The sequence below is a fragment of the Campylobacter sp. RM16189 genome (genome assembly GCF_012978815.1).
Lineage (GTDB): Bacteria > Campylobacterota > Campylobacteria > Campylobacterales > Campylobacteraceae > Campylobacter_A.
The window spans coordinates 121,747-145,682 of record NZ_LIWR01000004.1 but is presented as its reverse complement, the minus strand read 5'-3'; the positions used below and the strand labels follow the sequence as shown (position 1 = coordinate 145,682).

General features: G+C 36.5%; 31 protein-coding genes. 15 read left to right on the top strand and 16 right to left on the bottom strand.

From position 1 onward, the window contains the following. The first annotated feature begins 11 nt into the window (after positions 1 to 11). Positions 12 to 1,025 (top strand): YeiH family protein, encoded by a 1,014-nt coding sequence (locus CDOM16189_RS04090; RefSeq protein ID WP_169972844.1) that lies wholly within the window; start codon positions 12 to 14, stop codon positions 1,023 to 1,025. After that, a complete protein-coding gene (locus CDOM16189_RS04085) occupies positions 1,022 to 1,381 on the top strand; it encodes a VanZ family protein (RefSeq protein WP_169972846.1) in 360 nt (119 codons plus the stop codon). Before CDOM16189_RS04090 ends, CDOM16189_RS04085 begins: the two co-directional genes overlap by 4 nt. A gap of 2 nt (positions 1,382 to 1,383) precedes the next feature. Here the strand turns inward: CDOM16189_RS04085 and rsfS are convergent, their stop codons facing one another. Together rsfS and nadD are read right to left on the bottom strand one after the other, a co-directional pair. Then, positions 1,384 to 1,710 carry a ribosome silencing factor gene (gene rsfS, locus CDOM16189_RS04080; protein WP_169972848.1) on the bottom strand — a complete coding sequence of 109 codons (327 nt, stop codon included), beginning with the start codon at positions 1,708 to 1,710 and terminating at the stop codon, positions 1,384 to 1,386. Next, the gene (nadD, locus tag CDOM16189_RS04075; protein ID WP_349304325.1) at positions 1,674 to 2,255 is read right to left on the bottom strand and encodes a nicotinate (nicotinamide) nucleotide adenylyltransferase; all 582 of its coding nucleotides are present in this window, start codon (positions 2,253 to 2,255) and stop codon (positions 1,674 to 1,676) included. Before nadD ends, rsfS begins: the two co-directional genes overlap by 37 nt. Positions 2,256 to 2,413: 158 nt before the next feature. Between nadD and gap the strand changes: the two genes are divergently transcribed. From gap to CDOM16189_RS04025, 10 genes are all read left to right on the top strand, one after another. Next, a complete protein-coding gene (gene gap, locus CDOM16189_RS04070; protein ID WP_169972852.1) occupies positions 2,414 to 3,412 on the top strand; it encodes a type I glyceraldehyde-3-phosphate dehydrogenase in 999 nt (332 codons plus the stop codon). Between the two features lies 1 nt (position 3,413). Then, positions 3,414 to 4,619 (top strand): phosphoglycerate kinase, encoded by a 1,206-nt coding sequence (locus CDOM16189_RS04065; RefSeq protein ID WP_169972854.1) that lies wholly within the window; start codon positions 3,414 to 3,416, stop codon positions 4,617 to 4,619. Then, positions 4,616 to 5,296 (top strand): triose-phosphate isomerase, encoded by a 681-nt coding sequence (locus CDOM16189_RS04060; RefSeq protein ID WP_169972856.1) that lies wholly within the window; start codon positions 4,616 to 4,618, stop codon positions 5,294 to 5,296. Before CDOM16189_RS04065 ends, CDOM16189_RS04060 begins: the two co-directional genes overlap by 4 nt. Beyond that, positions 5,293 to 6,111, top strand: a complete 819-nt coding sequence (gene fabI / locus CDOM16189_RS04055; RefSeq protein ID WP_169972858.1) for an enoyl-ACP reductase FabI — start codon at positions 5,293 to 5,295, stop codon at positions 6,109 to 6,111. Before CDOM16189_RS04060 ends, fabI begins: the two co-directional genes overlap by 4 nt. A 64-nt stretch (positions 6,112 to 6,175) precedes the next feature. Further along, complete coding sequence (locus tag CDOM16189_RS04050) at positions 6,176 to 7,204, top strand: NADH:flavin oxidoreductase/NADH oxidase (protein ID WP_169972860.1); 1,029 nt, start codon at positions 6,176 to 6,178, stop codon at positions 7,202 to 7,204. Between the two features lie 168 nt (positions 7,205 to 7,372). Beyond that, positions 7,373 to 7,600: a FeoA family protein gene (locus CDOM16189_RS04045; protein ID WP_169972862.1), complete on the top strand. Its 228-nt coding sequence runs from the start codon at positions 7,373 to 7,375 to the stop codon at positions 7,598 to 7,600. Next, positions 7,591 to 10,074 (top strand): ferrous iron transport protein B, encoded by a 2,484-nt coding sequence (feoB, locus tag CDOM16189_RS04040; RefSeq protein WP_169972864.1) that lies wholly within the window; start codon positions 7,591 to 7,593, stop codon positions 10,072 to 10,074. Before CDOM16189_RS04045 ends, feoB begins: the two co-directional genes overlap by 10 nt. Positions 10,075 to 10,097: 23 nt before the next feature. Next, positions 10,098 to 10,406, top strand: coding sequence for a hypothetical protein (locus tag CDOM16189_RS04035; protein WP_169972866.1), 309 nt, complete (start codon positions 10,098 to 10,100; stop codon positions 10,404 to 10,406). Positions 10,407 to 10,426: 20 nt separating this feature from the next. Then, a complete protein-coding gene (locus tag CDOM16189_RS04030) occupies positions 10,427 to 11,248 on the top strand; it encodes a DUF4198 domain-containing protein (RefSeq protein WP_169972868.1) in 822 nt (273 codons plus the stop codon). Between the two features lie 47 nt (positions 11,249 to 11,295). Further along, complete coding sequence (locus CDOM16189_RS04025) at positions 11,296 to 11,433, top strand: FeoB-associated Cys-rich membrane protein (RefSeq protein ID WP_169972870.1); 138 nt, start codon at positions 11,296 to 11,298, stop codon at positions 11,431 to 11,433. 37 nt (positions 11,434 to 11,470) lie between these two features. Here CDOM16189_RS04025 and CDOM16189_RS04020 read toward each other — a convergent pair whose 3' ends face one another. From CDOM16189_RS04020 to prfB, 6 genes are all read right to left on the bottom strand, one after another. Continuing rightward, positions 11,471 to 12,283, bottom strand: coding sequence for an energy transducer TonB (locus CDOM16189_RS04020; protein ID WP_170000737.1), 813 nt, complete (start codon positions 12,281 to 12,283; stop codon positions 11,471 to 11,473). Beyond that, positions 12,249 to 12,629 carry a TonB system transport protein ExbD gene (exbD, locus tag CDOM16189_RS04015; protein ID WP_170000736.1) on the bottom strand — a complete coding sequence of 127 codons (381 nt, stop codon included), beginning with the start codon at positions 12,627 to 12,629 and terminating at the stop codon, positions 12,249 to 12,251. The genes CDOM16189_RS04020 and exbD overlap by 35 nt, the downstream gene beginning before the upstream one ends. Then, positions 12,616 to 13,044, bottom strand: a complete 429-nt coding sequence (exbB, locus tag CDOM16189_RS04010) for a TonB-system energizer ExbB (protein ID WP_170000735.1) — start codon at positions 13,042 to 13,044, stop codon at positions 12,616 to 12,618. Before exbB ends, exbD begins: the two co-directional genes overlap by 14 nt. Positions 13,045 to 13,619: 575 nt before the next feature. Beyond that, positions 13,620 to 14,237, bottom strand: a complete 618-nt coding sequence (locus CDOM16189_RS04005) for a tetratricopeptide repeat protein (RefSeq protein WP_170000734.1) — start codon at positions 14,235 to 14,237, stop codon at positions 13,620 to 13,622. A 26-nt stretch (positions 14,238 to 14,263) separates the two neighbouring features. Beyond that, positions 14,264 to 14,581, bottom strand: coding sequence for a type II secretion system protein (locus CDOM16189_RS04000; RefSeq protein ID WP_170000733.1), 318 nt, complete (start codon positions 14,579 to 14,581; stop codon positions 14,264 to 14,266). Between the two features lie 20 nt (positions 14,582 to 14,601). Then, positions 14,602 to 15,702: a peptide chain release factor 2 gene (gene prfB, locus CDOM16189_RS03995; protein WP_170000732.1), complete on the bottom strand. Its 1,101-nt coding sequence runs from the start codon at positions 15,700 to 15,702 to the stop codon at positions 14,602 to 14,604. A 118-nt stretch (positions 15,703 to 15,820) separates the two neighbouring features. On the opposite strand from prfB, the gene panC reads away from it, so the two are divergent. The 3 genes from panC to tilS are packed head-to-tail and all read left to right on the top strand — an operon-like array spanning position 15,821 to position 18,931. Next, positions 15,821 to 16,642, top strand: a complete 822-nt coding sequence (panC, locus tag CDOM16189_RS03990; protein ID WP_169972883.1) for a pantoate--beta-alanine ligase — start codon at positions 15,821 to 15,823, stop codon at positions 16,640 to 16,642. Between the two features lies 1 nt (position 16,643). After that, positions 16,644 to 17,945 carry a 30S ribosomal protein S12 methylthiotransferase RimO gene (rimO, locus tag CDOM16189_RS03985; RefSeq protein ID WP_170000731.1) on the top strand — a complete coding sequence of 434 codons (1,302 nt, stop codon included), beginning with the start codon at positions 16,644 to 16,646 and terminating at the stop codon, positions 17,943 to 17,945. Further along, positions 17,945 to 18,931 (top strand): tRNA lysidine(34) synthetase TilS, encoded by a 987-nt coding sequence (tilS, locus tag CDOM16189_RS03980; RefSeq protein ID WP_169973248.1) that lies wholly within the window; start codon positions 17,945 to 17,947, stop codon positions 18,929 to 18,931. The genes rimO and tilS overlap by 1 nt, the downstream gene beginning before the upstream one ends. Before the next feature lie 3 nt (positions 18,932 to 18,934). Here tilS and CDOM16189_RS03975 read toward each other — a convergent pair whose 3' ends face one another. The 8 genes from CDOM16189_RS03975 to CDOM16189_RS03940 form a co-directional block, all read right to left on the bottom strand. Beyond that, positions 18,935 to 19,462 (bottom strand): hypothetical protein, encoded by a 528-nt coding sequence (locus CDOM16189_RS03975; protein WP_169972887.1) that lies wholly within the window; start codon positions 19,460 to 19,462, stop codon positions 18,935 to 18,937. After that, positions 19,455 to 19,982 (bottom strand): PilN family protein, encoded by a 528-nt coding sequence (locus CDOM16189_RS03970; RefSeq protein WP_169972890.1) that lies wholly within the window; start codon positions 19,980 to 19,982, stop codon positions 19,455 to 19,457. The genes CDOM16189_RS03975 and CDOM16189_RS03970 overlap by 8 nt, the downstream gene beginning before the upstream one ends. Further along, positions 19,972 to 20,988 carry a DUF8341 domain-containing protein gene (locus CDOM16189_RS03965; RefSeq protein ID WP_169972891.1) on the bottom strand — a complete coding sequence of 339 codons (1,017 nt, stop codon included), beginning with the start codon at positions 20,986 to 20,988 and terminating at the stop codon, positions 19,972 to 19,974. Before CDOM16189_RS03965 ends, CDOM16189_RS03970 begins: the two co-directional genes overlap by 11 nt. A gap of 66 nt (positions 20,989 to 21,054) precedes the next feature. Further along, positions 21,055 to 21,282 carry an excalibur calcium-binding domain-containing protein gene (locus tag CDOM16189_RS03960; RefSeq protein WP_169972893.1) on the bottom strand — a complete coding sequence of 76 codons (228 nt, stop codon included), beginning with the start codon at positions 21,280 to 21,282 and terminating at the stop codon, positions 21,055 to 21,057. Further along, a complete protein-coding gene (locus tag CDOM16189_RS03955) occupies positions 21,279 to 21,752 on the bottom strand; it encodes a hypothetical protein (RefSeq protein WP_169972895.1) in 474 nt (157 codons plus the stop codon). Before CDOM16189_RS03955 ends, CDOM16189_RS03960 begins: the two co-directional genes overlap by 4 nt. Then, positions 21,736 to 22,371, bottom strand: coding sequence for a lysophospholipid acyltransferase family protein (locus CDOM16189_RS03950; protein WP_169972897.1), 636 nt, complete (start codon positions 22,369 to 22,371; stop codon positions 21,736 to 21,738). The genes CDOM16189_RS03955 and CDOM16189_RS03950 overlap by 17 nt, the downstream gene beginning before the upstream one ends. Then, complete coding sequence (gene miaB / locus CDOM16189_RS03945; protein ID WP_283240831.1) at positions 22,352 to 23,665, bottom strand: tRNA (N6-isopentenyl adenosine(37)-C2)-methylthiotransferase MiaB; 1,314 nt, start codon at positions 23,663 to 23,665, stop codon at positions 22,352 to 22,354. The genes CDOM16189_RS03950 and miaB overlap by 20 nt, the downstream gene beginning before the upstream one ends. Next, a complete protein-coding gene (locus CDOM16189_RS03940; protein ID WP_169940004.1) occupies positions 23,662 to 23,904 on the bottom strand; it encodes an HP0268 family nuclease in 243 nt (80 codons plus the stop codon). The genes miaB and CDOM16189_RS03940 overlap by 4 nt, the downstream gene beginning before the upstream one ends. Between the last annotated feature and the right edge of the window lie 32 nt (positions 23,905 to 23,936).

Genomic DNA, 23,936 nt, shown 5'->3' with positions numbered 1-23,936 from the left:
GCTAAGTTAAAATGAAGTTAGCTAGAAAACGAAAGATTAAATCCTGGACTATTATACTCTTGCTGGTTATTTTTTCTATTGTGCTATCTAAAATTCCTCCATTTTCTACATTTTATATCAGCCCTCTTATAATCGCCGTGATTGTTGGAGCGATACTTGGCAATATTTCTCATAAAAATGTCTTAATGCTAAGAAGAAGCCATGTTTTAGCCGTGAGTACAAAGCAAATTTTAAGACTTGGGATTATTCTTTTTGGATTTAAGCTTAGTATTGCAGATATTTCACAGGTCGGTATTGTAGGTATATTCTTATCTTTTTTCATCGTATTCTCAACATTTTTCATTGGATATTATTTAGGGCAAAAGATAGGTCTTGATAGAAAAAGCGCGGCGCTGATTAGTAGTGGTAGCTCTATATGCGGTGCTGCTGCAGTGCTTGCCGCAGGAAGCGTCATAAAAGCAAAAAGCGATCAGATAGCCATAGCCGTATCTACCGTGGTTGTATTTGGCACGATAGGTATGTTTGCCTATCCTCTTATATTTAGCTCTCAAATTTTAGCCTTTAGCGAGTTAAAGATGGGATTTTTTACCGGAGCTAGCTTGCATGAGGTGGCTCATGTAGTAGGAGCAGGATCTGCTATAGGCGAAGTGGCTCAGGCAAATGCAGTTATAATTAAAATGCTAAGAGTCTTGATGCTCGCTCCGTTTTTGATAGTTCTTAGCTCATTAAATTTAGAAGCATCAAATAGCAAAAAATCATTAAATATAAGAGCCTCTTTCCCATATTTTGCACTATGGTTTTTATTCGCCGTATCTTTTAATTCAATTGGAATCTTAAGTGACTTTTTGTTAGAGATTATATATTTTATAGATATTTTATTACTAACTATTGCAATGAGCGCGCTTGGAGTAACGATAAGAAAAGATGTTTTAAAAAACGCCGGCAAAAAGCCTTTTGTTTTGGCTTTTATTCTGTTTGTTTGGCTATTTTTATCGGCTTTTTGTCTAGTTAAATTTCTAGTATGAGCTTAAAAGCGATCTACTTATCGAGATTTTTTACATTTGTTTTTATATTTTTATTGGTGGTTATAGAGTATATGTCTACTACAAGTGCGGAATTTGAGCTTGTAAAAAGCAGTTGGGATAAGATAAATCATTTTTTAGCTTTTGTTGTGCTTTATATCACTATGAATTTTGGGTTAAAAAGTCTAAATTTAATCCAAAAAATAGTTATACTAATGATCTATGCGGTTCAAATAGAAGTTGTTCAAGTGTTTTTGCCAAATAGGTATTTTAGTCTGCTTGATATTTTAGCCGATTTTATAGGGGTATTATTTGGAATCTTGGCGGCAAGGGTTTTGTTAAAATTTACCGCCAGATAGGCTTAGCTTCTTTGCTCTTTTAGTTTTGATAAAAACTCTTCGATATTGTATTTAGCGCGGTATTGTGGGCTTAGAAGATGGATTAAGATATCGCCAAGATCTAGTACAACCCAATCAGGCGAGCTTTCTATGCCTAAAAATTCCTCTCCAAGCGGTTTTAGCGCTAGCTTTAGATCATCTGTTAAAGAGTATGCGTGCCTCTCCCCCATTGTAGTTGCAATTACTACGTATTTTACGAAATAATCCTTTTCTCTCATATCAAAAGCTTCTATTGACTCAGCCTTCTTTTCATCTAGAATTTTGATGATTCTGTCGATTCTTTCTTGCATTTTAATCCTTGGTAAAATTTTATAACTTCCTCTTTTATTTTAGCAGGAATTTGATCTTGTACCAGATCGCTTCTTATTTTAGAAGATGAGATATCTATGTGGATATCAAGCTTTTGAAGCTTTTTTGGTATCTTGATATGATCTCTTTTGGCCACTATAAAATGAACTAAAGAGCTAAGAAGCTCAAAATTATGCCACTTATCAAGAGTCGCCAGATGATCGGCTCCTATTAAAAGATAGAATTTCTTTATATCGTAAATATCATAAAGATGTAAAACACTCTCTATCGTAGGCACAGGGCGATTTTGATCTATCTCGAATCTGCTTATTTCAACATTTGGCAGATCTCCCCAAATCTCCTTTGTCCATCTTAGTCTAAGCTCTGGAGGCGCTGAAAAATCAGCCTTAAAAGGGCTAATGTATGTAGGCATTATTATGAGTTTATCTATATCAAGGCTATCAATCGCCATCTTTACGATACTATCATGCCCAAGATGAGGAGGATCAAAACTCCCACCAAAAAATCCCAACTTCATTCCCAACATATCCTATTTGTGTCTGCTAAAATTTAGATATAAAGCTTATCAAAATTAGAGTAAAACTGAGTTGAAAAATATATAAATTAAAAATTTTAATTGATAAAGCAGGGTTAAAGTTCTTTATATGTAAAATTTAGCAAATTTCATTATCAAAGGAAGTACGAATGGTTAAAATCGCTATAAACGGCTTTGGTAGGATTGGAAGATGTGCGGCGCGTATTATATTAGAGCGTGACGACGTAGAGCTAGTCGCCATAAACGATACGGCAAAGAGAGAGATGACAATGTATCTTTTAAAATATGATACCGTTCATGGGGAGTTTAAGCAAGATGTAAAGGTCATAAATGACGACTATATCGAGGTTAACGGTAAAAAAATAAGAGTTTATTCTACAAGAGATGCAAATGAGCTTGATTTTGCAGCCTTTGGTGCCGATGTTGTACTTGAGTGTACAGGGGCTTATCTGACTACTGAAAAATGCCAACCTTATATCAAGAATGGGATTAAAAAAGTTGTGATGAGCGCTCCTGCAAAAGATGACACACCTACATACGTAATAGGCGTAAACGAGGAGCTTTACAAAGGTGAGGCTATAATATCAAACGCAAGTTGTACCACAAACTGCCTTGGCCCGGTCGCAAAGGTTTTGGATCAGAAATTTGGTATAGCAAAGGGTCTTATGACAACTGTTCATGCGTATACACATGGACAAAGTTTGGTTGATGTTAAAGCTAAAGATTTTAGACGAAGTCGTGCAGCGGCATTAAATATCGGACCTACTACCACTGGAGCTGCAAAAGCTATTAGCAAGGTACTTCCGCAACTTGCCGGCAAGATGCACGGTCAAAGCGTGCGTGTACCTGTGGCAAATGTTTCTATGGTTGATTTGACAGTAGTTTTAAATAAAAAAGTAAGTGTAGAAGATGTTAATAACGCCTTTAGAGATGCCGCAAACGGCCCTATGAAAGGAATTTTACTTGTAGATGACGATCAAAGAGTATCAAGCGACTTCATGACCTCAAGCTATAGCTCTATCGTAGCAAGCGACATTACTCAGGTAATTTGCGATGATATGGTAAAGGTTATGGCATGGTATGACAACGAGTGGGGATATTCTCAGCGCCTTGTAGATTTAGCGGTTTTAGCCGTAAAAAAGGGTTGATATGAGTGAAATTTTATCTATAAACGACCTTGACTTAGCCAAAAAACAGATCTTTATTAGGTGCGATTTTAACGTGCCTATGGATGAGTTTTTAAATATTACTGATGATCGCAGAATTCGCTCTGCTATACCTACTATAAAATACTGTCTTGATCATGGATGCAGCATTGTTTTGGCAAGCCATCTTGGCCGACCTAAAAACGGATTTGAAGAGAAATTCTCTTTGAAAAATGTTGCTAAAAGACTTTCTAGATTGCTTGATCGTGATGTTATATTTGCAAACGATGTTGTGGGTGATGACGCCATCAAAAAATCAGCAGAGCTAAAGGCTGGTGAAATTTTGATGATAGAAAATCTTCGCTTTGAAAAGGGCGAGACAAAAAATGATGAGAATTTGGCTCGTGAGCTTGCAAAATTTGGCGAAATTTATATAAATGACGCCTTTGGAGTATGCCATAGAGCTCACGCTTCGGTCGAGGCTATTACTAAATTTTATGATGAAAATCATAAGGCTGCCGGATTTTTACTTCAAAAAGAGATAAACTTCGCTCAAAATTTGATAAAGCACCCTTCAAGGCCTTTTGTGGCTGTTGTAGGCGGCTCAAAGGTTAGTGGTAAGCTTCAGGCTCTTCACAATCTACTTCCTCGTGTGGATAAGCTAATAATCGGCGGAGGCATGGCCTTTACATTCTTAAAGGCGCTTGGTGAAAATATTGGAAATTCGCTTCTTGAAGAGGATTTGATAGAGGATGCGAATGAAATCTTAAAAAAGGGCAAAGAGCTTGGGGTTAAAATTTACCTGCCTGTTGATGTAGTGGCGGCCCAGACCTTTTCTGCAGATAGTGCGGTTAAATATGTCTCTTCTAAAGAGATACCAAACGGCTGGATGGGGCTTGATATAGGGCCTGCCTCAGTAAGACTGTTTAAAGAGGTTTTAGCAGATGCTCAAACCATCTGGTGGAACGGTCCTATGGGTGTTTTTGAGATGGATAAATTTAGCAAGGGAAGTATCAAGATGAGCCACGCTATCGTCGAGACTCACGCTACTACAGTTGTTGGGGGCGGAGATACCGCTGATGTGGTTGAGCGTGCGGGAGATGCCGATGAGATGACCTTTATCTCAACAGGTGGTGGAGCGAGCTTGGAGCTAATAGAGGGCAAGGAACTACCTGGTATAAAACCTCTTAGAAAGGCGCGTGAGTCGTGATATTTGCAGCAAATTTAAAGTGTAATCATACAAGAGAGAGCTTTAGAGAGTATGCTGAAATTTTAAACTCAAATTTAGATCAAAGTGATGATGTATTAGTATTTCCACCTTTTAGCGCTTATAAAAAGGCTAATTATAAATTTAGGCTTGGAGCGCAAAATTTCTACCCTTGTGAGAGCGGAGCCTTTACCGGCGAGATCGGTAAAGCTATGCTTGATGAGTTTGGTATAAGAACTGTTCTCATTGGACACTCTGAAAGGCGTGAAATTTTAAACGAAAGCGAGGAGTTTTTAAGAGCCAAATTTGAATTTGCCGCTAAAAATAGCTGGGATATAATCTACTGCATAGGCGAAAATTTAGCCACCAATGAGGCTAACAAAACTAAAGAGTTTTTAAAAAATCAGCTTAACAATATAGATCTAAGTTATGAAAATCTATATATCGCCTATGAGCCGATCTGGGCCATAGGGACTGGTAGGAGTGCGAGCAGTGAGCAGATAGAGGAAATTTTAAATTTCATAGCAAATTTGACCAAAGTACCGCTTCTTTACGGAGGAAGCGTAAATGCGAAAAATATTGGGCAGATCGCTAAAATTTCTAACTGCAATGGAGTTCTTGTGGGTACTGCAAGTTGGGATGCGTATAATTTTTTAAATTTAATAAAGGAAGCAAAATGATAATGAATGGCAAAAAAGGTTTAATAGTCGGTGTTGCAAACGCTAAATCAATAGCTTACGGTATTGCGGAAGCTTGTCATCAGCAAGGCGCACAGCTTGCTTTTACGTTTTTAAATGATGCTTTAAAAAAACGCGTAGAGCCTATAGCTGAGGAGTTTGGAAGCAAATTTGTATATGAGCTTGATGTAAATAATCCTGCCCATTTAGACGGCATAGCTGATAAATTAAAGGCGGATTTGGGCGAAATAGATTTCGTTGTCCATGCCGTAGCTTATGCGCCTAAAGAGGCTCTTGAGGGAGAGTTTATAGAGACTACAAGAGAGGCTTTTGATATCGCTATGGGAACCAGCGTATATTCGCTTTTAAGCCTTACAAGAGCCGTAATGCCTGTGCTTAAAGAGGGAGGTTCTATCCTAACTCTTACATATCTTGGCGGACCTCAATTTATACCTCATTATAATGTAATGGGTGTTGCAAAAGCAGCTCTTGAAAGTTCTGTGCGATACCTTGCTCATGATTTAGGTCCAAAAAATATCAGAGTAAATGCTATCTCTGCAGGTCCTATCAAAACTCTAGCTGCAAGCGGAATAGGCGATTTTAGAATGATTTTGAGATATAACGAAGTAAATAGTCCTCTAAAACGCAATGTGACTACAGAAGATGTAGGTAAGAGCGCTATGTATCTTTTAAGCGATCTTGCAAGCGGTGTAACAGGTGAAATTCACTATGTGGATTGCGGATATAATATAATGGGAATGGGCGATATCGCTAAAGACGAAGATGGAAATACCATCTTGGCATGGGATGCTAAATAACTAAATTTAATGAGTCCTAAATAATAAATTTAGGGTCTCATCTCTTGATATTTAAGGATATGATATGTCAAAACTTTTTACTCCATTTAAAATAGGCGATATAGAGATAAAAAATCGTATAGTTATGCCACCTATGTGCATGTATAAGGTTAAAGGCGATAATGGCTTGCCAAGGTGCTTTCATAAGCTTCATTATGCTGCTCGTTCGCTTGGAGGAGTTGGGCTTATCATAGTAGAGGCTACTGCGGTTGAGCCACGAGGTAGGATAACTCACAGCGATCTTGGTCTTTGGAGTGACGAGCAAATAGAAGAGCATGCAAATCTTGTAAAAGATTGTGCAAAATATGGAGCCAAAATGGCTATACAACTAGCTCATGCCGGACGCAAAAGCACATGCGATAGCCAAAGTATAGCACCAAGCGCTATTAAATTCAGTGATGATTATAAAATTCCAAAAGAGATGAGTATAGATGATATAAATGATCTTAAACAAAATTTTAAAAATTCTGCCATTAGAGCTCAAAAGGCAGGATACGAGATCATAGAAATTCATGCCGCGCATGGGTATTTGATAAGTGAATTTTTATCTCCATCTATAAATAATAGAAGTGATCAATATGGAGGAGGCTTTGAAAATCGTACGAGATTGTTACGTGAAATTTTAACAGATGTTAAAAATGCCGTAAATATCCCGGTAGGAGTTAGGATAAGTGCCGATAGTTGGCTAAATAAAGATTGGAAGCTGGACGATAGTGTAAAGCTATCTTGCGAGCTTGAAAATTTAGGTGCAGCATATATTCATGTATCCTCTGGAGGATTTTTTGACACAAAAGAGCTTGATAATGTGCCTAAATTTTTGCCTCTTTATCAGGCAGATTACGCAAAAGCCATAAAAGAATCGGTAAAAATCCCTGTTATTGCAGTTGGTAAGATAACTACGGCAAGCCAAGGTGAAGCGCTACTTATGGGTAATGTTTGCGATGCAGTCGCTTATGGGAGAGAGCTTATTAGAAATCCAAATTTTGCTCAGCTTGCTATGAGTGAATTAGGACGAGAGGATCTAATAGAAAAACCATATCAAAGAGCATTTTAAACAATACAAGCACTATTAAAATTTAAAACTATCGCTAAGACGCTATTTTAGTCATTTATTATTCAATAAAAATTTGTATTACAAGTTTCAATATGTATTATCGTTTTTAATTTAATTAAAGTATTTTAGAATATAATATCGAAATTGGTTATTGATAAAGGAATTAAAATGCATCTTGGTCTTATAGAGTCTGGAAATTCGTGTAAGATAAAGGCTCTCCATGCTAAAGATAAGCTTTTGCAGAAGCTTTTAGATATGGGTTTTGTAGTAGGAGCTCAGATAGAAGTTATCAGAGAGGCGCCACTTTATGATCCTTTGGAGTTAAGAATACATAACTATCTAGTATCTCTTAGAAAGAGTGAGGCTGAGCTTATAGAGGTAGAGCCATGGAAATAAAAGTAGCCTTGGCCGGTCAGCCAAACTGTGGCAAATCCACTATTTTTAATATGATAAGCGGTATTCACCAGCATATCGCAAATTACCCGGGTGTTACTGTAGATAAGAAATCGGGCTTTTTTAGCGTAGGCGATATAGATGTCGAGATGATAGATCTACCCGGAACTTACTCTTTTAGCTCATACTCTCTTGAGGAGAAGGTTGCAAAGGAGGCTATTATAAATGAAAATCCGGATCTTATTTTAAATATAGTAGACGCTTCAAATTTAAAAAGAAATTTATACCTTACTTTTCAACTGCTTGAAATAGGCGTACCTGTCGTAATTATATTAAATATGTGCGACGTTGCTAGACGTAGAGGCATTACTATAGACTCAGAAAAAATGAGTGAAATTTTAAGATGTCCGGTAATTTGTGCAAGTGCTGCCAAAAACGAGGGTAAGGCCGAAATTTTAGACATATTCAAAAAGACCGATGAGATAAAAAAGAACTATGAAGAGTTTAAAATAAACTATGATGAGCTTGAAATTTATATCTCAGAGATTGAAAAAGCAATAAAGGTCAATGATGAGCTTGCTATTAGCAAAAGATGGCTTGCTTTAAAGGCGCTTGAAAAAGATCAGACCATTGTAAATTTGCTAAAAGCTGATAATGGCAATATTGATGAAATAATATCAGCTCAAAGAGATAAATTTCATGATACCTTTGATAGGGATGTAGAGAGCTTTTTGGCATCTTTTAGATATGAAAATGCCGATGTTATATTTCATAAATGCGTTAATGAGACAAGAAAGGGCGAGCTGACATTTACTGATAAAATTGATAAATTTGTCCTAAATAGATGGCTTAGTTTCCCTATTTTATTGGCAGTTATAGTGATTATTTACCAAAGCAGTATCGTTTTTGGATATAAGCTTACTAACTATACATGGCCGATTTTTGCCGCGATAAAGAATTTTATATCAGATATAACTCCAGCTGCAGATATATCTCAAATTCCTATGATAACAGATATGGCTATGTGGCTTACTAACTCGACTATCGCGCTTTTAAACTACCTGCCTATATTCTTTATTCTCTTTGCTATGATCGCGATATTAGAAGACGTTGGATATATGCCTAGAATGGCCTTTATACTTGATAAGGTTTTTAGAAAATTCGGCCTTCACGGGCAAAGCACCCTGCCTCTTGTTTTAGGGGGAGCCTTTGTAGGCGGATGCGCAGTTCCTGGGGTAATGTCAACTAAAGGAATTTCAGACGATAGAGCTAGAATGGCAACTATACTTACCGTTCCTCTTATGAACTGTCTTGCCAAAGTGCCGTTTTATACTCTTTTACTTGGAGCTTTTTTTCCAAAAGATATGAGCATAATGCTTTTTTATATCTCTACGGTAACGGTTCTAGCAGCTTTAATAATAGCTAAATTTTTAACTTCAACAGTATTAAAAAGCCGTGAAACAGCACCTTTTGTTATGGAGCTTCCGCCTTATCATATGCCTACATTTAAAGGCGTTATCATAAGATCTTTTGAGAGAGTTTGGATATATATCAAAAAAGTTTGTACCATAGTAATTGCAGTTGCTGTTATATTATTCGCGCTGCTTCAGTTTCCGGGGCTATCAACCGAAAAACAAGAGCATTATAATCAAGAAGAGACTAAAGCTCTTGCAAAATTTGATAGAGCCGTAAAAAAATCAACCTACTATGACAAAGTAGATACCAGAGAAGAAGTTGCCGAACTTTTAAATCTATATGATGGATATAGGGCTAAAAAGATGGGTGGAAGTAAGGATGTGGACGAAAAATACCAAGCCAAAAACCCTGATATGTATAAATTTTTAGTTCCAAAAGCTGATGCAGAGGCTAAAAAGATAAATTCAGCCCTTAGAAAGCTATCAACAGATAGAAATAGAATCCTTAGAGAGCAAAAGAATGATAAGATAGAGAGTTCCTTGCTTGGTATGGCCGGACGCGCTCTTGAGCCTATATCTCAATTTGCCGGATTTGACTGGAAGATTAATGTCGCATTCTTAAGCTCTTTTGCTGCCAGAGAGTCTGCCGTAGCTACTCTTGGTAGCATCTATGAGTCAGGCAAAGAGAGTGGTGAGGCTGCAAATGCGGATGAAAATTTAAGACCTGAAGAGAGAATGGCTAAAAACAGCGGATACACACCGCTTCATGCCGCCTCTATTATTATATTTATGTTGCTTACTCCACCTTGTATAGCTACAATGATAGTTGTTAAGATGCAGACTAATAGCTGGGTATGGATGTGCTTTGGAATGTTCTTTCCGTTTGTGCTTGCACTAATTGTCTCATCGATATTCTTTAGCATCTCGCTTGCCGCAGGCATTAGTGGATTGGCTGCGATGAGTTGGTACTATTTTATATTGCTTGCTATAGTTGTAGTATTGTGGTTTATTCCTGAAAAGAGAATAAACTGGAGTGGCGGTATAAAGGGTAGTAAAATTTAATAAATCTAAATAAAGGAGAAAAAATGAAAAAAATTCTGTTTTCATCTGTTTTAGTTGCTCTTATGAGCTCATCTGCTTTTGCTCATACTGCGCTTATGAGCTGCTTTGACAATGGTGACGGAACTGTTACATGCGAAGGTGGCTTTAGCGATGGTTCAAGTGCAAGCGGCGTTCAATTTACAGTTATCCAAAATGGTAAAGTCGTGATAGAAGGCAAATTTGATAAAGAGAGTACATATACGTTTAAAAAACCAGAAGGTGAGTATAAGGCTAAATTCTTTGCCGGTGAAGGTCACGAAGTTGTCGTTAATTCAAAAGATATAGCTCAATAATTTTATTTTAAGGAGATTTAATGTTTAAAAAAGTTGTTATTTCATCAGTTGTTGCAGGTTTTTTAGCTAGTTCAGCATTCGCTCACTTTCAAATGCTTTATACTCCTGAGTCAGCTTTAGAAAAGCCGGCTACAATTCCTTTGAAGCTTGTTTTCACACACCCTTTTGCGGATGAGCATACTATGGATATGGGTCTTCAATTTGATAAGAGTAGAGAGGGTATAGTTGACTTTTTCGTGCTTCACAAAGAGAAAAAGACAGAGCTAAAAGGCAAGCTTAAAGAGATGAAATTTAAGGGTAGCCATAATGAGGGTATAGGCTATGAGATGGACTATCAAGCAAGAAGTATGGGAGATTATGTTTTTGCGCTAACTCCAGCTCCATACTATGAAGCTAACGAAGAGTCATACATCCAGCAAATTACAAAGATGGTTTTAAACGTAGCGGGCGCACCTACTGATTGGGATGCAGAGCTTGGTCTTAAGGCTGAGATTGTTCCTTTAATGAAACCATACTCGATCTGGGCGGGAAGTACATTTACGGGTATCGTAAAATCAGAGGGCAAACCTGTTCCATTTGCCGAGATAGAGGTGGAGTATCTAAACCACGATGTTGATGTAAAGAAAAATATGACAAGCAAAAAAGGTAAAGTGGAGGCTCCTCAAGATAGCTTTGTAACGCTTACTATTAAAGCTAATGAGAGAGGCGAATTTACATTCGGTATTCCAAAGTCAGGTTGGTGGGGATTTGCAGCTCTTGGAGTCGGACCTGATAAAGAGTATAAAGGCAAAGAGTTGAGCCAAGATGCTGTTATTTGGGTTCAAGCTAAAGATATGAAGTAATTTTTTAGGCGAAGCACTGCTTCGCCTAAATTTTAAAAAGGATACTTATGAGCGGACTTGAAATGGTGTTTCTTATCGTCATAGCTATCGGTGCAGGGTACTTTGTCTATGTCAAAGAATTTAAGCAAAGAGATTGCGGATGTGGCGAAGGTAAGAGTTGCCATAAAAAAAGAAAAATTGAATAGTCTTTAGTGTTTTTAGACCCTAAAATCGGGTCTATTTTTAAATTAGTTTATAAGACATTGGAATTTTGATTATATAGTCTTTATCAAGCATAGGAAAGTCCTTAAAGGCTCGTCTTATAGTCTCAATAGCCGCTTCATCCAAACTATCATATCCTGAGCTTTTTATAATTTTTATATCATCCACACTTCCGTTTGTTTTAAATAAAAAACTGATTTCGACTACTCCTTGATGCTTCATTTTAACAGCTCTTTTGGGGTATTTTTGATGTTTATTTATGGCTGCTTGCATCTTTGAAAATCTCTCATCTCCTGCGGAGCTTGCGAAGTTAAATTCTCCTACGATAGGAGCAATAAAACTGCTTATAGGTGCAGCTGTAACGGAACCTATCTTTTCAGCTTTGATTGGAATTGTCGGCTGGATGACTGGCTGCGGCGGAGCAGGAGTTGGATCTAAAACATGCTCGGTTTTAACTACGGATTTTTGTTTTTTTGGTTTTGGTTTTGGTTTTGGTTTTTCGATAGGCTTAGGCTCTATCTTTGGTTCCGGCTTTGGCTCGGGTAGAATTACAGGCTCAACAATAGGCTCTACCACGGGTTCAGGAACTACAACGGGCTCTGGCGGAAGAGGAGTTGGAGGTGCTGCAATAGGCTCTGGTGCTGGTGGAAGAGGTGGCGGCGGAGTAAAAGTATTTAGATTTATTTTTGTCATATTTTCTTTACTGGATAAATCTGTCTGGCTTGGAAAATTTATAAAAGCGGTGATAATAATAGCATGAAATAGTGCTGAGCCTACAAATCCACCCAAATTTGATTTGCTACTCGGTGAGAGTTGTAATGGCAAAATTCTCATGTTTTTTCTCTTTTAGTATATCTACTACTTTTACAAACATCTCAAATTTACTCTCTTTATCGCTTTTTAACTGGACTAGAGTTCTTGAATCTATTTGGTTTAGACGATCTTTTAATGCATCTTGCGAAGTCTTTATATCGTCTATGAAAAATTCATTATCTTTGTTTATGATAATGGTTACTTTTCTATTTTCATCATTTTGTTCGGCACTTTCGCTACTTGGTAGATTTATTGGAATATTTCCTTGAGCAATAAAAGTAGATACGCTAAGTACTATGGCAAGGAGTACTAGCATAATATCGATTAGAGGAATTACGTTTAACCCCTCTTTTTTAGGCATGTTCATATTTTGCCTTATATCTATTTATAAGAACATCAACTTTTCTCATAAACGCATTATATATCATAAGTGTAGGTATGGCCACAAGAAGTCCTAGCGCTGTAGCCTTTAAAGCTAAAGATAGACCCACCATAATGCTTTTAGTGTCTATTCCGCCACTCATGCCCATATCATAAAATGTGATCATAATACCTGCAACAGTCCCTAAAAGCCCTACATAAGGAGCGTTTGAATAGATGACATAAAGTAGGGTTAGGTTGTTTGTAAGGCTCTCTTCTAGTTCATCTTTATTCTTATACATTTCAAATTTAACATTTGCATAAAATATCAGTCTTTCTATTGTAAACCAAACGACTAAAAAACTCATAAAGCCTAGAATGCCAATTATGATATAGTCAACGTTCTCCTTTAGAAATTCCATCTATTGCCTTTAAATTTTTTGTTATGATTATATCAATTACGATACTTGTTGTCAATAATTTTACATATCGGTTTAGATGCCATGATCTATGCTATAGCTATTGTAAAATTAATTAATCAAAAAATATTTTTATATGTATTTAATATATAAAATTTTACTATTTGATGCTTTTTGATAAAGGTCTAAATGCAACCACGGATGGATCAAAAAGTAAAAATAAAAAGCACTTTTCATCACAATGCTAATATATTTATTAATACTTATTTGATAGAAGCTATTGAAGTGCAAGTGGGCCCCAGATCGGTATAAGTGGATTTGAAGTCCTTGTGGGAGAGTGTGGCTTTTAAAACAGTTAATGCCAATGTTCTGCTTGGAGATAGTTAAAATATATGCGCTAAGTTAAAGCTTGGCTATATAAGCAATAATAAATACACTTCACACATAAAGAAGCGACAAATATACAGAGTATACAGCTACTATAGATTGCAAACCTAGCAGAATTTTCAAAATCAATCTATCTTAATAAGCTCTAAATAATTAAAAGAGGTTGCTTAAAGCAGCCTCTTTATAGTAAATTAATATCCCCTGATTCTTTTTACGTTATCGCAAGCAGAAGCATCTCCGCTGTAGCAAGATGATTTGTAAATTTGCAAGGCTTTGTATTCATCCTTTTTGACGCCAAGACCTAGCTCGTAAAGTCCGCCTGTATTTGTGCAAGATGCTATATCTCCCATAGCGCAGCCTCTTGAATATGCCTCAAAGGCGCTTTGGTAGTCAGGCTCATTTGCGTCTATGCCAAGTCTATAAAATTCGCCCAAATAATAACAAGAGTCGGCACCGTTGTTCATGCAAGAATTTCTATGAATTTCTATGCCTTTTTTCATATCTTTTTGTAGCCCTATTTGATCGCCGTACATATATATATTTGCTAAATTTGTGCAGGATTTTTGATGACCCATTTTGCAATTTTTTTCATAAATCTTAAATGCAGTTTGGTGATTTTGTAGATTTTGATAACTTATTGCTAAATCGTTGCAAGCAGATAAATTTCCCGCTTCGCATTTTGGTTTTAATATCTGTATAGCCTTGTGATTAAAGTCCGCATCTGCATTTATATTATTTGCTGTAGATGTATTACTCGCCGCGCAACCAGCTATTAGTATAGCTACTAAAAAAAATAATAAATTTCTCATACTCACTCCTACTCTATCTTATAAATTTAAAGTACTTTACCAAGGATGTAGTGGGTCGTATCGTTGACCTTTCTAAGAGAAAATTTATGTTTATTGGCCCAGTTTTGTATTATTTGTTCCACTTCCGCCTTTATACCTTCGGCGGTCGCTATGTTTTTTATCTTAAAATAGTCTTCGCTTCCGCTCATGGCGACAAAGCATCTATGCGGTTTTAGGTGATCGTTTAAAGTTATAATACTTTCAGGCTCAACTCCGTTTGAGTTATTTAAAACCCTCTTTATTTGAGCCAGAGTTACCTCGTTTGCCTCGTAATTTAACTGATTTAAAAGTGCAACTAAATCCATTTTATTCCTTTCTGATTTTATTATATTATACTTTTTTGACTTATTAAAACGCCTTCAATTAGCTTTTTTATATCACCGTCTAGTATCGCATCTGTTTGTGAATAAGCTAAATTTGAGCGGTTATCTTTGACTTGCTGGTATGGAAAAAGCACGTAAGAGCGTATCTGATGCCCCCAGCCTATCTCGCTTTTTTCGATGTTTGCACTTGCTTCTTGCTGTTTCATAAGCTCAAGCTCGTAAAGCCTTGATTTTAGCATCTTCATCGCCGTTGCCCTGTTTTTATGCTGGCTTCTATCGTTTTGACACTGCACGACTATACCTGTAGGATAGTGCGTGATCCTTATAGCACTTTCAGTCTTATTTACGTGCTGACCGCCCGCACCGCTTGCTCTATATGTATCTATCTTTATGTCTTTTTCGTCGATCTCTATCTCGATATCATCGTCAAGCTCAGGGCTTACCATTACGCTTGAAAAGCTTGTATGCCTACGACCTGCGCTATCAAATGGACTTGTACGAACTAGACGGTGTATGCCGTTTTCCGCCTTTAGATATCCGTATGCGTTTTCGCCTTTTACGATGAAGCTTACATCTTTAAGCCCTGCCTCATCGCCCTCTTGAAAGTCAAGCGTCTCAACCTTAAAGCCCTCTCTCTCGCAAAATCTCAAATACATCCTATAAAGCATGCTCGCCCAGTCGTTACTCTCAGTTCCTCCTGCGCCAGGATGGATGGTAACGATAGCGTTTTTATTATCGTCTTCGCCGCTAAGCAGCATTGAAATTTCTAAATTTACTATCTTATCTTCTAGACTACTTGCATCTTCATATAGTGAATTTAATGTATCAAGGTCGTTTTCTGAATTTGCAAGATCGTAAAGATCTTTTGTATCATTCAGTGCGTTTCTGGCATCTTTAAATTTATTTAAAATATTTGTTATTTTTGTTTTTTCTTTTCCGATTTGTCCGGCTAATGCTATGTTTTGCCAGAAGCTAGGATCGTTTTCAAGTTCGCTTATTTCGTTTAATCTTCTTTCTATCTCGTCAGGTTTTATTATAAGCGCGATATTATTTACCTTTGTATCAAGGCTCTTTAAAAGTTCGGTGTACTCGTAGTTATCCAAATTTATCTCCAAATTCATTATTTCTATTATGATTATAGCATAATTGAACAAAGTCAGGTTTGAGTAAAGATAAAATTGATATAATTTGCGACTTTAATATAAAAAAAGAGAAATCAAAATGCAGATAATTAGAACAGCTAGCGAGCTTAAAAATTTTATAGATAGTGTTAGTCGAGAGATAGGCTTCGTGCCTACTATGGGTGCTTTGCATGATGGGCATGTAAGCTTGATAAAAAGATGCGCAAGCGAAAATGATATAGCTATAGTCTCAACCTTTGTTAATCCTACTCAATTTTTACCAAACGAGGATTTGGACAAGTATCCTAAAAACGAAGTTAGAGATATTGAAATTTGTAAGAGCTGCGGCGTGGCGGCCATTTTTATACCAAGCACGGATGAGATATACTTTGAGAGTGAACCGTGTATAGCCGCACCTAAAAATTTGGCTTCTATTTTAGAGGGCAAAACTCGCCCGGGGCATTTTGACGGTGTGCTTAGAGTTTTAATGAAGTTGTTTAATCTAACTAAGGCAAAACGAGCTTATTTTGGTAAAAAAGATGCCCAGCAACTAACTATTGTGCAAAATATGGTTAAAACTATGTTTTTAAATTTAGAGATAATTCCTTGCGAAATAGTAAGAGAAAAGGATGGACTGGCTCTATCTTCAAGAAATTCTTATTTAAATGAATCCGAAAAGCTTGAAGCCTTAAGACTTTCTAAGGCTATCATGAAAGCTTCAAATTTGATAAAACAAAATGAATTTAGCGCGAGCAAGATTAAAGATGAGATGTTTGAGATTTTAAAGCCTTTAAAAGTTGATTATGTGGCCATTGTGGATAGAAATTTCAATGAAATTTCAAAGATTGAACCAAAAAATAGCATAATTTTAGTTGCAGCCTACGTGGGTAAAGCGCGTTTAATTGATAATTTATGGGTATAAAATGAGCAAACTTCATCTAATTTCACTTGGCTGTAATAAAAATTTAGTCGATTCTGAAATCATGCTTGGGCGTCTTCAAAATTATGAAATCACCGATGACGCAACTGTTGCCGATGTGATAATTATAAATACCTGTGGATTTATAGACTCTGCTAAGCAAGAGAGCATACGCTCTATCCTTGAGGTTCATGACGCACGAAAGAAGGACTCTTTGCTAGTAGTTACGGGCTGTTTGATGCAAAGGTATAAAGATGAGCTTATGAAAGAGCTTCCGGAGGTGGATCTGTTTACAGGCGTTGGAGACTATGATAAGATCGATGAAATCATACTGAAAAAGCAAAATTTATTTAGTCCGGGTACCTATCTGCAAGCAGATGAAGAGAGGGTCATAACCGGATCAAACTATCATGCCTATATTAAAATTTCAGAAGGCTGTAATCAAAAATGCAGCTTTTGTGCAATTCCTACATTTAAGGGCAAACTAAAGTCGCGCTCGATTGAAAACATAGTAGATGAGGTTAAAAAGCTTGTCAAAAAAGGATATTTTGATTTCAGCTTTTTATCTCAGGATTCAAGCTCCTTTATGAGAGATCATGCTAAAAGCGATGGACTTATAGAGCTTGTTGATGCGGTTGAGAAGATTGAAGGCGTAAGGAGTGCAAGGATCTTATATCTATATCCTAGCACGACCTCAAATGAGCTAATTAGGCGCATAATAGATTCTAAAGTTTTTCAAAACTACTTTGATATGCCTATACAACATATTAGCGACAAAATGCTTAAAATAATGCGTAGAGGAAGCGGAGCTAAGCGTATTAAAGAGCTTTTAACCATGATGCGAGAGGCCAAAGATTCCTTTCTTAGAACAGGTGTCATTGTAGGACATCCGGGCGAAGGCGAGGAAGAATTTAACGAGCTTTGCGAGTTTTTAAGCGAGTTTAAATTTGACCGTATTTCAGCTTTTGCTTACTCAAGAGAGGAGGATACCTTATCATACGAGATGGATCAACTTCCTACAAAGACTATAGAAAAACGCCTTTCAAAAATGGAAAAGATAACTAAAAAAATTGTAAACGATAGCTTTGCTAATGAGCTTGGAAAAAAATTCGAGGTTGTTATAGAAGGAGTTAGTAGCGAAGGAGAGATGTTTTACGGGGCTAAAAAACTTCTTTGGGATAAGGATATTGACGGAGAAATTTTGATAAACGAGAGTGAGTTTGAAACTCTTGAAACCGGTAAAATTTACGATTGCGAGATAACACAAGTAATCAAAGATAAGGTGCTTGGAAGAGTGATAGGGTGATGATAAACGAGGCTTTGACAGATATTTTAAAGAAAGGTAAAAATCTGCTTGCGTTTTCGCACGGAGTAGATTCTACGGCTCTTTTTTATATCTTAAACGAGCGAGAAATAGACTTTGACATAGCAATAGTTAATTATAATACAAGAGGGCAGAGCAAAGAGGAGATCGCAAGCGCAAGAGGGCTAGCTAGTAAGTTTAATAAAAGAATTTTTGAACTTAGCGTGAGCCTTGAAAGCTCAAATTTTGAGTGCAGGGCAAGAGAGGCAAGATATGATTTTTTTACTAAAATTTGCTCTGAATTTGGCTATGCAAATTTAATTTTGGCTCATCAGCTTGATGATAAATTCGAATGGTTTTTGATGCAACTTGGCAAAGGTGCCGGTCTAAACGAACTTCTTGGAATGAGAGAATTTGAAAAAAGAGAGAAATTTAATATTGTAAGACCTCTTTTGAATATAAGAAAAACAGAGCTTTTAAACTTTTTAAATGAGCGTAAATTAAAATATTTTTTAGATCATAGCAACGAAGAGATGAGGTTTAAAAGAAATTTGATAAGGGCTAAATTTAGTGAACCTTTTTTAGATCTATTTAAAAGTGGTGTAGCTAAAAGTTTTGAGTTTTTAGAAAATGATATGGATAGCCTAAAGCCTGAAATTTTAAATCCAAAGGATAGATTATATCTGGTTAAAAATGATAAAAACGCCATTAGGGGAATTGATAGGGCATGTAAGCTTTTAGGCGTAGTAATGAGCGAGGCTCAACGAAGAGAGTGTCAAAGATGCTTATTAAATAAAACGGATTGCGCTATTAGTGCAAAAGTTGCTGTAGGATATTTTCCAAAATTTATTTTTATAACTCCGTTTGTAAAAGCTGCTATGGATAAAAAATTTAAAGAGGCTTGCAGAGTATTTAGGGTGCCTAAAATAAATCGTCCTTATCTACATCAAATTGGTTTTGAAATAGAAAATTTGAGAGAATTTGTATAAAAACTACTTAAGTCCGTAAACTTTGATATTAAAAGTAGTGTGTATCTTGCCGCTATTTTCACGCATCTGTATAGGAAAATCAATTTTTATAATATTATCGTATTTTGTAAGAGCGTCAATAAAGTTGTAAAACTTGGTCGGAGTTAAAATATTGCTAGTTACGTTTAGTTCATATCTGAAAAATAGGTCTTTGTTTGAATCATTGTTTATTTGGCTGAGTTTTACCTCATTAAAATAATTTTTTGCAAATTTTGTGAAGTTATCTTCGCTAAATTTTGTATCAAATGCCTTAAATATAAGCCTATCTTTCTCTTTGATATCATTTAGCGTTGAATTTTTGCTATTGTAAATTTGATTTATCTTTGTTACGCTGGCCGCTTGGATGCGGTTTTGGTATTGAACCTCTCGGTAGTCTTTGATATTTGGCACAATGAACGCAAATATCATTACAAGGCATACAACGATAAATATTAAAACATAGATTAAAAGTTTGACTATATCAATCTCTTCTAAACTTGTATCTTTACTCATTGTAGCCTTCCGAATTGTCAATCTTGTTTGTGCTGATAAAATTTAGCCATCCGTTTTGAAGCTGATAAAAAGTCGTATTTGAGGTATTAAATATCGATTTTAAAGGGGCTAAAAGCAGCATATTGTAAGTATCTTTGCTTGGCGTTACGCCCTTTATTACAAGAGAGTTTTTATGCATTATTACTTCGTTTAATGTTATGCTGTCTGGCACCAGATCAAAAAGATTGTTTAGACTCTGTTTTAATATCGTATTTGAAGCAAAAATTTCATATGTCCATTCGCGTTGCTCTTGTAGTTTTGCCGTGATTTCATCAATATTTTTGATATCTTTTGAGATTGTATTGTAATTTGTTTTTAGGTTCTCTATATTGTTTTGTAGTGAGTGATTTTTAAAGACTAAAAATAGATTCAGAGCCAATAAAAGGACAAAAACACTACCTATGAAAATAAACCAAATTTTACTAAATAGAGTTAAAAACGGCTTTTTAGCAGGATTTATAAGGCTATATCTATAAGTCATCTTTAGCCTCGCTCATCATAAGCTCAGTCATCATTTTAAGCGTGTTGACAGGATAGGCCGCTGTTTCTACCATTAGTTCGGTTTCTAAATAGTGTAGAAAGGTAGCGCTTGTTTTTATGTTATCAAAAATTACTATTTGCTCAATAAAATCGCCGTCATACATCGGATTTAGATAAAAATCTTTAAGAGTGTTTACAATATATTGATACATACTCATATCGCGTCCAAATATCGATACGGAAGTCGCCACGTCTTTTGATACCGGCATATTTATATCGTAATCAAGATCAGCAAAATCATCTGTAGTTGAGCCTGATTTTAGCATGTTATCAAGATTATCAATTCCGTCTAAACTCTCTACATCGGAATCAATTTCAGCGATAAAATCATCTATATCGTCTATTTTTTCTTGGTTAAAATCCAAATCATCATCTGACGAGACTCCGATATTTTCACCGGTTTTTGTAAAGGATGCAAATTTAAATTTGCCTTTGTTTGCTATACAAAGTGCAAACGAGTCTTTGTGACTGTATATATAAAGGGTATTTTTTTTATTTTCTTTTTTATCAATAATGGCTTTGTGCATAAGAGCTATCGGAGAGTATAAAAAATCAATACCGATTGGCTTAAATTTTACTTTCATCTGCGCAATATCCATTAGATCGGCATACACAAACCACTCATCAGAAATTTTAGTAAAGCTTATATTTTTTGGATCTATGCTAAATAATTTAAATTCATCTTCGTTTTTGCAAGCAATGGCGCCTTGTCCCATATAGTCGAAAAATACGGCTATATAGACCCATTTGTACTCTTTTTGTTGACGCTTTATAAAGTCTATGATTTTTTCATTTAAGATATCTGGATCTTCATTATCAAATTCTGTTTTTATAGTCTTTATCGTTTTGCCATTTCTTGTCACTATACCGTAAAATAGACACTGCTTAGCTTCTACAACAACGCTAAGATATAAAATGCTAAAAAAACGGCGAATAGAAAACGACATAATTCTCCTAAAATTTATGGTGTTTTATCTTACCTAAAATTGGCATTAATTGCAATTAAATCGATGTTATCTTAATATGACGTGGCTACAATGTTGACTCTCGCAAGGAATACCATCATTATCCCCGTCCGTCCTTTGGTTGCCGCCATTCTTGTCGCTTTTGCATTTTTTTAAATACTTCATCGCTTCATCACAATCCTTAAAGTGCGAGCAGTAGTATTTCTTGGAGCAATCAATCTTATCTCCGCCAATAAGCATACTAATGCAAAAAGCAACTAAAACCAAGTATCTCATATTTCGTCCTTAAAAAGCTCCTCTTTAAGCTTTACAAATTTGTCTCGCATATTTCTTGCTTCCTCTTGGATATCTTTTGGCGTTAGCGTTGAAGGCTTTAATTTATCGTATCCTTCGATAACTATCTCGCACATTATGCGTATGCGGTTCGTATCTACTTTGCTAACCTCGCTAGACTTGCTTATCTTTAAAATTTGCTCCAGATATTCATTTGCTTCTTCTATGTATTTTGTGTATTTTAGAGCGATTTGGCTCTGCTTCATCACCGTGTTTGCCATCTTGTTGTAGATGTCTTTTTCGTAGGCTTTTTGAGCTAGTTCATGCGCTTTTTTGTAGTTTCCGATTTCATAATAAAATTTAGACTGCAAAGCCTCTTGGTATGAGCTGTTTGTCGCAAAAAACACCCAAGATCCAACGATGATAGCGGTAGCTAAAAGGACTATGAAAAATTTATTATTCATCGCTAGCACCCATCTTCTTTTTTATCAAATTTTTAGCCTCATCAAGGCTTAAATTTGCTACGCTAAAAGGCTGCGAAAGAGTAAAATTTATAGCTGAAAACGGCTTTGGCAATATCATCTTATCCCAGCTTTTAAACTGCCAAAATTTACTTGCTTCGTAGTTTAGAATTTGGATGTTTACATTTTGCTTTTGAGCGATTATGACAGCTCCGTCCGCTACGCTATGGCGCGGACCTCTTGGGCCGTCAGGAGTGATTATCACATCATTGCCGGCTTTTATCTCTTTAAAGGCGTTTATAAGAGCTTTTGCGCCGCCTTTTGAGCTGCTTCCTCTGATAGTTCCGATACCAAAAAATTTAATCACTCTTGCGATGATCTCGCCGTCTTTGTGATCGCTTATTATCACTTTGCCGTATCTTTTAAATTTATCCCACCAGTGCAGGTAAGCAAAGCTCATCATAGCTATGCGCCCATGCCAAAAGAGCACGACATGAGCGGGAGCTTCTAAATTTGTCTTTGAGTAGGTCTTTTTGCAGGTTAAAAAGATGAGCCAAATAAGAAAATATATGGCGTAAGTGGTGAAATTTATAAAGAGCGCTCTTTTAAATTTAGCCCACCAACTCGCCATAAAGAACCATTCTTTTTGGATTTGTGATTTTTACTTTTAGTGTTTTGCCAAGTAGCTCTTCGCTGCCATCTACTTGAACTAAGAAATTATTAAAGCTTCTTCCGGCAACTGCGCCGTTTGCTCTTAGTTCTTCAAAATAAACCTCTAAAATTTTATCTTTTTGAGAGGCTGTTATCGCGTCTAAAATTTCATTGTGCCTGCTTTGAAGCCTTGTTAAACGAGCCGAAGCGATATTATCTGGAATTTGATTTGTAAACTCTGCCGCTTTTGTAAGAGGGCGAGGGGAATACTTAAAGCTAAAAATTTGCTCAAATCTAACACGCTCAAGCACATCCATCGTATCTTCAAATTCAGCGTCCGTTTCACCGGGGAAAGCCACGATGATATCGGTGCTTATGCTTACATCAGGACACATCGAGCGAAGTTTAAGTGCGCGGTCTAAAAACCACTCTTTGGTATATCCTCGCTTCATTTCGCGAAGAACTTTTGTATTGCCGCTTTGAAGCGGCATGTGTATTGATTTGCAAATTTTGGGATTATTTACAAAAACTTCTAAAAATTTATCATCCATATGAAGCGGATGAGGGCTAGTAAAGCGAATTCTATCAACTCCATTTACTTCGCTAATCTTAACCAGCAGGTCACTAAAATCCATTTTCTCATGCGAGGCTGAAAAGCGCTTGCCGTAGTTATTTACGTTTTGTCCTAGTAAAAATATCTCTTTAGCACCACCGTCTGCTGCTTTTTTAACTTCGTTTAAGATCAAATTTGCAGGTATTGAGATCTCGTCGCCTCTGGTATGCGGCACGATACAATAGGTGCATTTCTTATCGCAACCTATGGAGATGTTGATATGTGATTTATATGGCGAGCTTCTAAATTCTCCAAAGGCGTATTCGCTCTCGTCGTGATTTATGTCGGTGCTTATAAATTTCGGAGTGTTTACGGCCTGTGAAATTTTACTTACGTTTCTTGCACCTAAAACGAAATCCACATAAGGGGCGCGTTTAAAAATTTCACTCCCAAGATGACTTGCCGTGCAACCGCACACTCCGATTTTAGCTCCGCTTTTTTTGGCTTTTTCAAAGCTCCCAACTTCGCTAAATAGCTTATGAACAGGCTTTTCGCGAACCGAGCAGGTGTTGATAAGGATGAGATCGGCATCCTCCATCTTATCTGTTAGCTCATAGTCCTCTTTTTGCTTAAGCTCTGCGATGATATGCTCACTGTCGCGCACATTCATAGCACAACCTAATGTCTGTATGAAGAGCTTTTTTTGCGTTGCGTTACTCAAAGAATATGAACCTCATACATATAGTCGTTCTCGTCAAGTCCGTATTTGACCGTTCTGTGATATACGCTTAGCCCTTTTTCTTCAAAATGCTCTATTAGGGCGATTAGCTGCTTGTGGCTATTGTCTTTATCGAAATAAAAAATTTTCTGTCCATCTTTGGAAACTGCGGCTTCGATCTTATCGAGCGAAATTGTCTTTGGTTTCGCGTCAATCTCGTTTCTGGCTAGTTTTAGCTCCATCTTTTATCCTTAAAGTTCTGTTTCGTAATCTA

What these genes read in the sequence shown, in the direction of transcription:
- CDOM16189_RS04065 (WP_169972854.1), top strand. Translation starts at nt 3,414, where the DNA reads ATGAGTGAAATTTTATCTATAAACGACCTTGACTTAGCCAAAAAACAG.
- tilS (WP_169973248.1), top strand. Translation starts at nt 17,945, where the DNA reads ATGATAAACGAGGCTTTGACAGATATTTTAAAGAAAGGTAAAAATCTG.
- CDOM16189_RS04005 (WP_170000734.1), bottom strand. Translation starts at nt 14,237, where the DNA reads ATGAGAAATTTATTATTTTTTTTAGTAGCTATACTAATAGCTGGTTGC.
- CDOM16189_RS04025 (WP_169972870.1), top strand. Translation starts at nt 11,296, where the DNA reads ATGAGCGGACTTGAAATGGTGTTTCTTATCGTCATAGCTATCGGTGCA.
- panC (WP_169972883.1), top strand. Translation starts at nt 15,821, where the DNA reads ATGCAGATAATTAGAACAGCTAGCGAGCTTAAAAATTTTATAGATAGT.
- feoB (WP_169972864.1), top strand. Translation starts at nt 7,591, where the DNA reads ATGGAAATAAAAGTAGCCTTGGCCGGTCAGCCAAACTGTGGCAAATCC.
- CDOM16189_RS03970 (WP_169972890.1), bottom strand. Translation starts at nt 19,982, where the DNA reads ATGACTTATAGATATAGCCTTATAAATCCTGCTAAAAAGCCGTTTTTA.
- exbB (WP_170000735.1), bottom strand. Translation starts at nt 13,044, where the DNA reads ATGGAATTTCTAAAGGAGAACGTTGACTATATCATAATTGGCATTCTA.
- rsfS (WP_169972848.1), bottom strand. Translation starts at nt 1,710, where the DNA reads ATGCAAGAAAGAATCGACAGAATCATCAAAATTCTAGATGAAAAGAAG.
- CDOM16189_RS04020 (WP_170000737.1), bottom strand. Translation starts at nt 12,283, where the DNA reads ATGAGAATTTTGCCATTACAACTCTCACCGAGTAGCAAATCAAATTTG.
- CDOM16189_RS04050 (WP_169972860.1), top strand. Translation starts at nt 6,176, where the DNA reads ATGTCAAAACTTTTTACTCCATTTAAAATAGGCGATATAGAGATAAAA.
- CDOM16189_RS04045 (WP_169972862.1), top strand. Translation starts at nt 7,373, where the DNA reads ATGCATCTTGGTCTTATAGAGTCTGGAAATTCGTGTAAGATAAAGGCT.
- fabI (WP_169972858.1), top strand. Translation starts at nt 5,293, where the DNA reads ATGATAATGAATGGCAAAAAAGGTTTAATAGTCGGTGTTGCAAACGCT.
- CDOM16189_RS04090 (WP_169972844.1), top strand. Translation starts at nt 12, where the DNA reads ATGAAGTTAGCTAGAAAACGAAAGATTAAATCCTGGACTATTATACTC.
- nadD (WP_349304325.1), bottom strand. Translation starts at nt 2,255, where the DNA reads ATGTTGGGAATGAAGTTGGGATTTTTTGGTGGGAGTTTTGATCCTCCT.
- CDOM16189_RS03960 (WP_169972893.1), bottom strand. Translation starts at nt 21,282, where the DNA reads ATGAGATACTTGGTTTTAGTTGCTTTTTGCATTAGTATGCTTATTGGC.
- CDOM16189_RS04085 (WP_169972846.1), top strand. Translation starts at nt 1,022, where the DNA reads ATGAGCTTAAAAGCGATCTACTTATCGAGATTTTTTACATTTGTTTTT.
- CDOM16189_RS04030 (WP_169972868.1), top strand. Translation starts at nt 10,427, where the DNA reads ATGTTTAAAAAAGTTGTTATTTCATCAGTTGTTGCAGGTTTTTTAGCT.
- CDOM16189_RS04000 (WP_170000733.1), bottom strand. Translation starts at nt 14,581, where the DNA reads ATGGATTTAGTTGCACTTTTAAATCAGTTAAATTACGAGGCAAACGAG.
- CDOM16189_RS03965 (WP_169972891.1), bottom strand. Translation starts at nt 20,988, where the DNA reads ATGTCGTTTTCTATTCGCCGTTTTTTTAGCATTTTATATCTTAGCGTT.
- exbD (WP_170000736.1), bottom strand. Translation starts at nt 12,629, where the DNA reads ATGAACATGCCTAAAAAAGAGGGGTTAAACGTAATTCCTCTAATCGAT.
- gap (WP_169972852.1), top strand. Translation starts at nt 2,414, where the DNA reads ATGGTTAAAATCGCTATAAACGGCTTTGGTAGGATTGGAAGATGTGCG.
- CDOM16189_RS03940 (WP_169940004.1), bottom strand. Translation starts at nt 23,904, where the DNA reads ATGGAGCTAAAACTAGCCAGAAACGAGATTGACGCGAAACCAAAGACA.
- CDOM16189_RS03975 (WP_169972887.1), bottom strand. Translation starts at nt 19,462, where the DNA reads ATGAGTAAAGATACAAGTTTAGAAGAGATTGATATAGTCAAACTTTTA.
- CDOM16189_RS03950 (WP_169972897.1), bottom strand. Translation starts at nt 22,371, where the DNA reads ATGGCGAGTTGGTGGGCTAAATTTAAAAGAGCGCTCTTTATAAATTTC.
- CDOM16189_RS04035 (WP_169972866.1), top strand. Translation starts at nt 10,098, where the DNA reads ATGAAAAAAATTCTGTTTTCATCTGTTTTAGTTGCTCTTATGAGCTCA.
- rimO (WP_170000731.1), top strand. Translation starts at nt 16,644, where the DNA reads ATGAGCAAACTTCATCTAATTTCACTTGGCTGTAATAAAAATTTAGTC.